The 9,832-nt window shown below is 73.9% G+C and carries 10 protein-coding genes; 3 read left to right on the top strand and 7 right to left on the bottom strand.

Annotated features, from left to right (window positions below):
• Positions 1-315 precede the first annotated feature (315 nt).
• Complete coding sequence (locus tag ACGFYH_RS10360; RefSeq protein ID WP_393802705.1) at positions 316-978, top strand: HAD family hydrolase; 663 nt, start codon at positions 316-318, stop codon at positions 976-978.
• Here ACGFYH_RS10360 and ACGFYH_RS10355 read toward each other — a convergent pair.
• The gene (locus ACGFYH_RS10355) at positions 927-1,205 is read right to left on the bottom strand and encodes a hypothetical protein (protein WP_393802704.1); all 279 of its coding nucleotides are present in this window, start codon (positions 1,203-1,205) and stop codon (positions 927-929) included. The two genes, ACGFYH_RS10360 and ACGFYH_RS10355, sit on opposite strands and share 52 nt — an antisense overlap.
• A gap of 253 nt (positions 1,206-1,458) precedes the next feature.
• On the opposite strand from ACGFYH_RS10355, the gene ACGFYH_RS10350 reads away from it, so the two are divergent.
• Positions 1,459-1,842 (top strand): cold-shock protein, encoded by a 384-nt coding sequence (locus tag ACGFYH_RS10350; protein ID WP_393802703.1) that lies wholly within the window; start codon positions 1,459-1,461, stop codon positions 1,840-1,842.
• Between the two features lie 19 nt (positions 1,843-1,861).
• On the opposite strand, the gene ACGFYH_RS10345 is transcribed toward ACGFYH_RS10350, so the two are convergent.
• The 4 genes from ACGFYH_RS10345 to ACGFYH_RS10330 are packed head-to-tail and all read right to left on the bottom strand — an operon-like array spanning position 1,862 to position 5,423.
• Complete coding sequence (locus ACGFYH_RS10345; protein ID WP_393802702.1) at positions 1,862-2,755, bottom strand: 1,4-dihydroxy-6-naphthoate synthase; 894 nt, start codon at positions 2,753-2,755, stop codon at positions 1,862-1,864.
• Entirely contained in the window at positions 2,700-3,440 is a 741-nt protein-coding gene (locus ACGFYH_RS10340; protein WP_393802870.1) for a futalosine hydrolase, read from the bottom strand. The genes ACGFYH_RS10345 and ACGFYH_RS10340 overlap by 56 nt, the downstream gene beginning before the upstream one ends.
• Positions 3,441-3,463: 23 nt before the next feature.
• Entirely contained in the window at positions 3,464-3,973 is a 510-nt protein-coding gene (locus ACGFYH_RS10335; RefSeq protein ID WP_393802701.1) for a DUF2771 domain-containing protein, read from the bottom strand.
• 58 nt (positions 3,974-4,031) lie between these two features.
• Positions 4,032-5,423, bottom strand: a complete 1,392-nt coding sequence (locus ACGFYH_RS10330) for an MFS transporter (RefSeq protein ID WP_393802700.1) — start codon at positions 5,421-5,423, stop codon at positions 4,032-4,034.
• Positions 5,424-5,755: 332 nt separating this feature from the next.
• On the opposite strand from ACGFYH_RS10330, the gene ACGFYH_RS10325 reads away from it, so the two are divergent.
• Positions 5,756-6,682: a DUF3027 domain-containing protein gene (locus ACGFYH_RS10325; protein WP_393802699.1), complete on the top strand. Its 927-nt coding sequence runs from the start codon at positions 5,756-5,758 to the stop codon at positions 6,680-6,682.
• Positions 6,683-7,168: 486 nt separating this feature from the next.
• Here the strand turns inward: ACGFYH_RS10325 and ACGFYH_RS10320 are convergent, their stop codons facing one another.
• Both ACGFYH_RS10320 and ACGFYH_RS10315 read right to left on the bottom strand, forming a co-directional pair.
• The gene (locus ACGFYH_RS10320) at positions 7,169-7,864 is read right to left on the bottom strand and encodes a DUF5825 family protein (RefSeq protein ID WP_393802698.1); all 696 of its coding nucleotides are present in this window, start codon (positions 7,862-7,864) and stop codon (positions 7,169-7,171) included.
• 25 nt (positions 7,865-7,889) lie between these two features.
• Positions 7,890-9,803, bottom strand: coding sequence for a RiPP maturation radical SAM C-methyltransferase (locus ACGFYH_RS10315; RefSeq protein ID WP_393802697.1), 1,914 nt, complete (start codon positions 9,801-9,803; stop codon positions 7,890-7,892).
• Positions 9,804-9,832: the final 29 nt, after the last annotated feature.

The following is a 9,832-nucleotide window of genomic DNA, read 5'->3' as shown; positions in this document are numbered from 1 at the left end:
GAGCGGGGAAGAAGCGCCCGCCGTAGCCCCCGCCGCCCGGGTGCCACGCCGGCCGCCGCCCTGCGGTGAGGCCTCCGTCCCGCCGCTGTGCGCCCTCTGCCCGCCCCGCCCCGCCGGCGTCTCGTCGCGGTAACGCGGTAACGCGGCGCACGGCCCACGCCCGGCCCACGCACGGTCACGGCGCACGGCTGCGTGCGAGGGTTCGTGCAGGTGTGGTCGCGGGCCGCCTCCCCGGATGCCGGCCCCGGGGGGAGGCAGCCCGGGCCGGACGGGTGCCCGGCAGGCGCTCGCCGGCGGCCCGGCACAATGGGCCCCATGGCCTCCACGACCCGTCCCGCGCCCACCGTCGGATTCGACCTCGACATGACGCTGATCGACTCGCGGCCCGGCATCCGGGCCTGCTACCTGGAACTGAGCGCGCGGACGGGGACGTACGTCGACGCCGACCTGGCCGTGACGCGGCTGGGGCCGCCGCTGGCCCACGAACTGGCCAACTGGTTCCCGGCCGAGGAGATCCCGGCCGTCGCCGACCTGTACCGGGAGATCTACCCGGCCCACGCGATCGAGCCCACGCTCGCGCTGCCCGGCGCCCGGGAGGCCGTCGCCGCCGTACGCGAGGCCGGTGGACGGGCCGTCGTCGTCACCGCCAAGTACGAACCGAACGCCAAACTGCACCTGGCGCACCTCGGCATCGAGCCGGACGCCGTGATCGGCGGCCTGTGGGCCGAGCAGAAGGCCGTCGCACTGCGCGAGCACGACGCGGACGTGTACGTCGGCGACCACGTGGGCGACGTACGCGGGGCGCGCGCCGCCGGTGCCCGCTCCGTGGCCGTGGCCGGCGGCCCGTGCGACGCCGAGGAGCTGCGCGCGGCCGGCGCGGACGTCGTCCTCGCCGACCTGACGCGCTTCCCGCGGTGGCTCGCGGCCTACCGCGGCGGCGAGGGCGGCGCCGCGGAGCCGGACGCGGCGCGCGCCTGACGCCGCCCGGCGGCGATCGACCGGAGCACTCCCGCCCCGGCGACCAGGAAGCCCACTCCCATCAGCATGCTCAGCCCGAACATGTAGGTCGGAAAGGGCGTCGTGCCCAGCAGCATCGGCGCCACCGTGACCAGAGTGGCCACGGCGCCGACGAAGAAGACGATCACACCGGCGCGGATCAGCCGGTCACCGGGCTCGGTGGAATTCGTTCGGGTTTTGTCACGCACCCGACCAGGGTAGTTCCCGGGCCTGAAGAACGACCGGGGGCGTCCTGTCGCCGGCCCGGAGACCATGAGCCTTGGTACCGGCGGGTCCGGACGACCCGCGCACCCGCGCCGGTCCTGATGCCTCTGCCGACACGGGGAGGGGCCCTGCCTCGTTTTAACGCATGTTGAGGTGGAGAGACCCCCGGTAAGGTTGCGCGACGGCTAGTTCAACGGCGTCCGGGTCAGTCCGGGAGTGATCGAGGGAGCGTGTGCTTTGCCGACTGGCAAGGTCAAGTGGTTCAACAGCGAGAAGGGCTTCGGCTTCCTCTCCCGTGACGACGGCGGCGACGTCTTCGTGCACTCCTCGGTCCTCCCCACCGGAGTCGAGGCTCTGAAGCCCGGTCAGCGCGTGGAGTTCGGCGTCGTCGCCGGGCAGCGCGGCGACCAGGCCCTGTCCCTGACCCTGCTCGACCCCGCCCCCTCGGTCGCGGCCGCGCAGCGCAAGAAGCCGGACGAGCTGGCGTCCATCGTGCAGGACCTGACGACCCTCCTGGAGAACATCACGCCGATGCTGGAGCGCGGCCGCTACCCCGAGAAGACCGCCGGAAAGAAGATCGCCGGTCTGCTCCGGGCGGTCGCCGACCAACTCGACGTCTGACTCCCCCGTCGGGGTCGTCCTACGGAAACGCCAGCGCGTCCGGGCCGAGGGCCGGTACGAGTCCCTCGGCCGCGGCACGGGTCAGCAGGCCCCGGACCGCCGCGTACCCGCCCTCGCCGAGGTCGGCCGTGAACTCGTTCACGTACAGGCCGATGTGCTGGTCGGCGACGGCCGGGTCCATCTCCTGGGCGTGCTCCATGACGTACGGCCGGGACACCTCCGGGTCGTCCCAGGCCGCGCGGACCGAGGCGCGGACCGCGTCGGCGAGCCGCGTCAGCGTCTCCTCACCCAGTGACCGCCTGGCGATGATCGCGCCGAGCGGGATCGGCAGCCCGGTGGTCCGCTCCCAGTGCTCGCCCATGTCGGCGAGCTTGTGCAGCCCGTAGTTCCGGTACGTGAAGCGCGCCTCGTGGATCACCAGTCCCGCGTCGACCTTCCCGTCCCGCACGGCGGGCATGATCGCGTGGAAGGGCATCACGACGATCTCCCCGACCCCGCCGGGCACCGTGTCCGCCGCCCACAGGCGGAACAGCAGGTACGCCGTCGACGTCTCGCTGGGCACCGCGACCGTGCGCCCGCGCAGGTCCGCGTCCGCCTCCCGGGTCAGCACCAGCGGCCCGCAGCCCCGGCCCAGCGCGCCCCCGCAGGGCAGCAGGGCGTACTCGTCGAGGACGTACGGCAGCACGGCGTACGACACCTTCAGCACGTCGGACTCGCCGCGCTCGGCCATGCCGTTGGTGAGGTCGATGTCCGCGAACGTCACGTCGAGGGCGGGGGCGCCCGGGACACGGCCGTGGGCCAGGGCGTCGAAGACGAAGGTGTCGTTCGGGCAGGGGGAGTACGCGATCCGCAGGGTCTCAGCGGTCGGGTCGGTCGGGTCGGCCGGATCGGCCGGATCGGTCGGGTCGGTCATGTGGATTCCAACTCCTGAGGACGGGTGCGAGCTTCCCGAAGGCGTCCGTCAGTGCCGCGAGCGCCTCGCCCACGCGCCAGGCGGCGCGGTCGCGCGGGCCGACCGGGTTGGAGACCGCGCGCAGTTCCAGCACCGGCACACCGTGCGCGGCGGCGGCCTCGGCGACGCCGAAGCCCTCCATCGCCTCGGCCAGGGCGCGCGGGTGGCGCTCGCGCAGCAGCGCGGCGCGTTCGGCGGTGCCGGTGACGGTGGACCCGGTCAGGACGGTGCCCGGCCGGGCACCGGTCGCGGTGGCCACGGCGGCGACGAGTCCGGCCGGCGGGTGGTGGGTGACGGTGCCGAAGCCGAGGTCGGTGACCGGCAGGAAGCCGTCGGCGGTCTCGGCGCCCAGGTCGGCCGCGGTGATCTCGTCGGCGACGACGAGCGAGCCGACGGGCGCGTCCGGGACGAAGCCGCCGCCGATGCCGGCCGAGACGACCAGGTCGTAGGCTGTGCCGTCGAGGGCCGCGGCGGTCAGGGCCGCGGCGGTGGAGGCGGCGGCGAGGGCGGGGCCGACCCCGGCGGCCAGCAGGTCGGGGCCGGCCGGCACCCGGTGCAGGACGACTCCGGGACGGGGCACTTCCGTACCCGCGGCCGGGAACGCCCGGGCCACCGCGTCCCGTTCGGCGGGGACCGCGGTGGCCACGAGGAGGTGCACGGAGGACGTGGTCAGTCCTTCTTCAGCTCGAAGACCCACACACCGGTGATCTTCTGGCTGTCGTCCTTGCCGTCACGGGCCGCGACGGCGACGTTCGTCGAGTCGCCCTGGGCGCCGTACTGCGCGTTGAAGAACACGCTGCCCGGCACGGTGCGGTAGGTCTTGTCGCTGTCCTCGACCAGCTGCTGACCGTTCATCAGGATCGTCCAGTGCCTGTCGGCGATGTCCGGGTCGACACCGAACCGCACGGTCTCGTCCTGGTCGACCGTGATGGACTCCGCGTCCTTGTCCTTCAGGCACTTGGTGATCTCGTCGGGGGAAAGGGTTTCGCCCTTTCCGCCGCAGGTGGCCTCGGAGCTGACCGAGTCACTGCCGACCGTGATCGTCGAAATCGGGGTCGGCTCGTCACAGGCGGACAGCAGGAGCAGTCCGGCGGACACGGCGCCGGCGGCGGCGACGGCGCGGCGGCGTCGCACAACGCGGTGTCCGGTAGCGGCGGTGCCGCGGGGCAACGTGGTCATGGCGGAAGGCTATACGGCGCCTCGGCCCCGCCCCCCACCTGGGTACGGCGTGGCGTGGTCACGCCACCTTCCCCCGCGCCGCTCCCCCGTGCCGCGCCGAGTCGATCAGCCCCCGTACGGTCGTCAGCCACCCGGCGGCGATGATCGCGGCGGCCACCGCCAGGCCCAGCGTGCCGTTGAGCGGCAGCACGATGCCGACCGCGCCGCCGAGCACCCAGGAGACCTGGAGCAGCGTCTCCGAGCGCGCGAACGCCGACGTACGCACCTGTTCCGGCACGTCCCGCTGGATCAGCGCGTCCAGGGACAGCTTGGCCAGCGCCTGCGCGAACCCGGCGACCGCCGCCAGGCACGCCACCAGGAAGGCGCTGAAGAACAGCGCGGCCACCACCGCCGTGCCCAGCACGATCGCGACGACCGTCACGATGATGATCTCCGGCGCCCGGGAGCGCAGCCACGCCCCGACCGCCGTGCCCAGCGCGTTGCCCGCACCGGCCGCGACGCCCACGATTCCCAGCGACACGGCCGCGTTCTGACCGGTCATCGGGTGCACCCGCAGCAGGAACGCCAGGAAGAAGATCAAGAAGCCGGTCAGACAGCGGATGGCGGCGTTGGCGGCCAGCGCGTGCGTCACCGCCGGCCCCACCGTGCGCAGCCCCGGGCGCTTGCCCCGCCCCCGCAGCGGCCTGGGCAGACGGTCCTCGTCCGCGGCGAGCAGCGCCCGGTCCTCGCCGCGCGCCGAGTCCACCTTCCGCGGCAGCGTGAACGACAGGACGGTGCCCGCGACGAAGATGACGAACGCGCCGTACAGCGGCCACCGCGGCCCCACCTGCTGGAGCCCCGCCCCGATCGGCGCGGCGGCGCCGGTGGCCAGCAGCCCGCACAGGGTGACCCGCGAGTTCGCCTTCACCAGGGAAACGCGGGGCGGCAGCAGTCTCGGCACCACCGCGCTTCTGACCACGCCGTACGCCTTCGAGGCGACCAGTACGCCCAGCGCGGCCGGGTACAGCTCGATGCCGCCGGAGATGACGGCCGCCGACAGCACCAGGGCGAGCAGCGCCCGGGCTCCCATCGCGGTCGCCATCGCCGCGCGGCGGCCGTGCGGCAACCGGTCCAGGAGCGGGCCGATCACCGGCGCGAGGAGCGTGAACGGCGCCATGGTGATGGCGAGGTACAGCGCGACCCGGCCGCGCGCCTCGTCGGTGGGGACGGAGAAGAAGACGGTGGAGGCGAGCGCGACGGTGATCATCACGTCGCCCGCACCGTTCACCCCGTGCAGCTCGATCAGCTTGCCGAGGCCCGACTCGCCCGCGCCGTGCGCGTGCGTCGCCCGGCGGATGCCGCGCGCCGTGCCGGTCACCGGCAGGCGCAGGGCCCGGCCGACCGCACGGAACCGGGAGCCGGGGCCGTGCCACCGGCTCCCGCGCTTGAACTCCGTCCGTGCGGCTGCCACCCCGTCATAGTGCCCCGTCGGCGGCCGCTGTAGCGTTGACACGGCACGTATGGCGGTGATCGAGTCGGGTGACACCGCCCGCGGACACCGGACCGTACCCGGCCGAAACTCCCGTCGGTGTAGGCCCAGCGCACATGAGCAGGTAGCGTGCCTAGCGCGCCGTGGCGAACGTTCTCGGCCGCGCGCCGTACGGCCATCCCGCAGAATGGATGACGTAGGTGCGCCCGAGCGCGACTGGGCGCGGACGTCGACGCGGTCCACAGGTCCGCTCCGTCCGCCTCTCGCGGGAAGCGGCGCACTCGTGAGACGGCGTATGGAGAGAAGCGATACCTGTGAGCGCAGCGACAACGCGAAGCCGCACCCCTGACCGTCTGTGCGCCGAGGCCGTCGACCTCGCCCGCGCCGCAGCCGAGGAGGCCGCCGCACCCGGCGTCGTCGGCGAGCACGAGGGCGTGGTGTCGGAGGGCGACCGGGTCGTCACGCACCACTTCGCCTGCGAGGAGCTGGGGTACCGGGGCTGGCGCTGGGCCGTGACCGTGGCCCGAGCCTCCCGCGCCAAGATCGTCACGGTGGACGAGGCGGTGCTGCTGCCCGGCCCCGACGCGCTGCTGGCCCCCGAGTGGGTGCCGTGGAGCGAGCGGCTGCGCCCCGGGGACATGGGCCCCGGGGACCTGCTGCCCACCGACGCGGAGGATCTGCGTCTGGAGCCCGGCTGGACCGGCGAGGACGAGCCGCCGCCGAACTCCGCCGTCTCCCACGAGATGGCCGACCTGGTGGAGGCCGAGGACGCCGAGGTGACCGCCGGGCCGCCCGCCGAGCTGTCGGCCGTCCCGGCCCGCGGCACGATCTCGGCGGTCGCCGAGGAACTGGGCCTGCGCCGCACCCGGGTGCTCTCCCGGTACGGCCTGCACGTGGCCGCCGACCGCTGGGAGGAGGGCTACGGCCCGAAGACCGCGATGGCCCAGGCGGCCCCCGCCTCCTGCGTCAGCTGCGGTTTCCTCGCCCGGATCGGGGGCTCGCTCGGGCAGGCCTTCGGGGTGTGCGCCAACGAGTTCTCCCCGGCGGACGGCCACGTCGTGTCGCTGGCCTACGGCTGCGGCGGGCACTCCGAGGCGGCGGTCATGCCGAAGCCGCCCCGGGTGGCTCCGCCGGTCATCGACGAGACCCGGGTGGATCCGTTCCCGCTGCGGCCGGCGTCGGACTCCGGGTCCGTTCCCCCGGCCGAGGACGAGGCGTCGGCGGAGCTGGGGCACTCGTAGGAGTGCCGCACGGGCCCTGCCGGGCGTGTCCGGAACGCGGCGGGGCCCGTCGCGGCGTTGCCGTCGGCCGGGCCCCCGCACGTTCGCGTGCGGCAACGCCCGTCGCGTTCCACCCGTCTCCACCCGGGTGCCCGCCTCAGCCCGTCTCCATCCGGTGCCCGCCTCAGCCCGTCTCCGCCCGGTGCCCGCCTCAGCCCGCGTCCGGTTCGGGTGGGCCCGGGCCGCGGGGGCTCTCGGGTGGGCGGCTGGGGGCGGCGCGTCGTCCCCGGGGTGCCGTACGGGCCTCGCCGGGGTGGCTTGTCGTCCCTGTGGACGGCTCCGGGCGGCGGCCCTGGGGCGCCGGATCGTCCCCGGAGTGCCGTACGGGCTTGCCCGGGTGGTCTGTCGTCCCTGCGGGCGGGTCAGAGCGGCGGGTCGTCCCCCGGGGAGCCCCACGGGCCTCGACGGGGTCGTCCGTCGTCCCTGCGGGCTGCCCCGGGCGGCGGGTCAGATGGTCATGGACTCCTGGAGCCAGCGGCTCACGCGGTACGGCGCCCACCAGGCGAGCGGGCCGATGTCGAGGGCGAGCCGCTCGGCGCGGAAGTCGTCCAGTACAGCGGTCGGCAGGGTGTCCGACGGAACGCCGTACGTCAGGCGTTCGATCGTCGCCCGGTACTCGGGTTCCTCGGCGGTGAAGCGGCGCAGCTCGCCCCAGCGGCGGTCGCGGATCTGCACGAAGCCGGGGCCCACGCGCCACAGGCACTTGCACAGGTAGTGGCCGCGCCGCCACCTCCGCAGCGACTCCGCCGGGTCCTCGCCCGCGTCGTCCTGGTCCGGGCCGCCGGCGGTGTCCGGGGCGTCGATGCTTCGGGGCGGCTGAAGGTGGCCGAGCACCTGCCAGGCGTTCGCCGCCGGGTCGAGCCGCAGCTCCCAGTCGACCAGGACCGCCCGTGCCGTCAGGTCCCGCACCAGGCTGAGCGCGGCGACCGTCCGGGCGGCCCGCTCCGGGCCCGCCTCGCCGGTGAGGTCGACGGGTTCCGGCAGCCGCACCCGCCGGGCACCCAGGCGCCACAGCCGGTCGGCCGCGCCGGACGGGTCGCCGGACGGGTCGATCTCGCCCAGGAACATGCCGGGCAGTGCGCAGGCCGCCGGATCGTGGTCCCGCCAGGCGAGGACGGGCGGCGGGCTCAGGGTGGTGCTCATGGGCGGACTCCTCCTCGGGGCGCGGTCATACCCGGACGGGTTCGGCGGGGGCGGGCTCCGCCGCGTACGCGTGGCGCATGAAGTCGAGCCGCAGCAGGTCCTCGTTGACGGCGGCCGGAGCGAGGTGGACGTACTGCCCGGCGTCGGTGAAGACCAGGCCGAGGGCGATCCACCCGTCCAGGAGCCGCCGCACGGCGGCCTCGTCCCGGCCGCCCCCGGGTGCCGTGCGGGACGCCTTGCGGGCGAGGGCGGCGGCGGTGTGCGGCTGGTCCAGGAGCCGGAACACGGCCAGTTCGAACGGGTCGGTCAGTTCCGCCGTACGCCAGTCGAAGGCCCGTCGCCGGGACACCAGGACGATCCGGTCACCGAGGTCCTGGTGGGTGAGCCGGGCGTCGGCGTGGTGCTTCTTCCAGGCGGCGAGCGCGTCGTTGAGGGCGCTGACGGTGGGTTCGCCGATGCCCCGCTCCGGCGCCTCGAAGACGTAGGCGAGGTCGTACAGCTCGTCCTCCGGCAGGTCGTAGGTGAAGCGGTAGTGCGCCTCGGGCCGCAGACCGGTGAAGCCGAGTTCGGGGCGTTCGAAGTAGGGGCTGAAGCGTTCGATGGCGATCCGCGCGGACAGGTCGACCGGCGGATCGAGGTGCTCCAGCGCCGGGATCTGGGCGATCACCGGCTCGTAGTCCCCGGCCGTCTCGCCGGGGAAGCCGTGCAGGTAGTTCCAGGCGACGGACAGCCCGGTCTCCGCGCCGTCACGCAGCATCCGGACGTTCTGGCAGCCGCTGACGCCCTTGTCCATCAGGTCCAGCACCCGGTCGTTGAGCGACTCGATACCGGGCTGGACGTAGATCATCCCGGCCTCGGCGAGGGTACGGAGCTGGGGGCGGCGCATGTTGGCCTTGATCTCGATGTGCAGCCGCAGGTCGTACTCGCTGTCGATGATCCGGGGCAGCACGGTCGTCAGGTAGCCCATGTCGAGGATGTTGTCGACCACGTACATGTCCAGCACCCGGTGGCGGCGGGCCAGTTCGATGATCTCGTCGTAGAAGGTGTCCGGGCTCTTGGAGCGGAACTCCATGAAGGAGCCGTTGAGCCCGCAGAACGTGCAGTGGTGCTTCTCGCCCCACCAGCAGCCGCGCGCGCCCTCCACGACGAGCTTGGGCTCGACCCAGTGCCGGGCCGCGGAGGCGGCCAGGCGTTCGAAGTAGCCGGTGTAGTCGGGCGGCAGGATCGCGGCGGGCGGCAGCGGGCGGGTGGCCATGGCGTTGGCCGTGCTCGCGCCGTCAGGCCCGCGGTGGCACAGCCCCGGCACCCCGTCCAGTCCGCCGCCCTCGGCGAGCGCGGTGAGCAGTTGCGGGAACGCCGCCTCGCCCTCCCCCCGGATCACGTGGTCGACGAACGGGAAGTTGCGGTGCACGGCGGCGCCCTGCGCACCGTCGCAGTTGGCCCCGCCGAGCACGGTGACGATGTGCGGGGCGAGCTGCTTGACCCGCCGGGCGGCGGCGAGCGCCGCGGCGTTCTGCTGGAACGTCGAGGTGAAGCCGACGACGTCCGGCTCCGCCGCCACGATGCGCCGCGCGATCGTGTCGACGAACTCCGGCACCACCCGGTGCAGCGCCAGCGACATCTCCATGCGCGATCGGTTGAGCTTGCCCCGCATGACCGAGGTGAACTCCTCCTCGCGCCAGTGCGGGTCGTCGTAGAGGGCGGAGGAGAACACCCAGTCCCCGCAGCCCAGGAAATAGGAGGAGAGGGCGTAGTACTCGTAGTCTTCGCCGGTGAATTCGGTGCGCTCGGTGATCCAGTCGGTGAATTCCAGATTGGCGTGCAGGATTTCGGCCCCGGCACCGGGCACGCGCTCGTCCACGCTCCGTTTGAGGATTCCCAGCGCGAGGGACGGGAGGTCGATCGGCGACCAGGGCATGTTGACCAGCAGGACACGCATGTCGGCTCCTCGGGGGTGGGACCGGCCGG

The organism is Streptomyces sp. NPDC048392 (genome assembly GCF_043200575.1).
Classification (GTDB): Bacteria; Actinomycetota; Actinomycetes; order Streptomycetales; family Streptomycetaceae; genus Streptomyces.
The sequence above is the reverse complement of the archived record's forward strand: the minus strand, read 5'-3'. Positions and strand labels throughout refer to the sequence as shown.

Excerpts from the sequence above, each read along its gene's own strand:
- ACGFYH_RS10360 (WP_393802705.1), top strand. The coding sequence starts at position 316 with ATGGCCTCCACGACCCGTCCCGCGCCCACCGTCGGATTCGACCTCGAC.
- ACGFYH_RS10345 (WP_393802702.1), bottom strand. The coding sequence starts at position 2,755 with ATGACCGACCCGACCGATCCGGCCGATCCGGCCGACCCGACCGACCCG.
- ACGFYH_RS10335 (WP_393802701.1), bottom strand. The coding sequence starts at position 3,973 with ATGACCACGTTGCCCCGCGGCACCGCCGCTACCGGACACCGCGTTGTG.
- ACGFYH_RS10320 (WP_393802698.1), bottom strand. The coding sequence starts at position 7,864 with ATGAGCACCACCCTGAGCCCGCCGCCCGTCCTCGCCTGGCGGGACCAC.
- ACGFYH_RS10315 (WP_393802697.1), bottom strand. The coding sequence starts at position 9,803 with ATGCGTGTCCTGCTGGTCAACATGCCCTGGTCGCCGATCGACCTCCCG.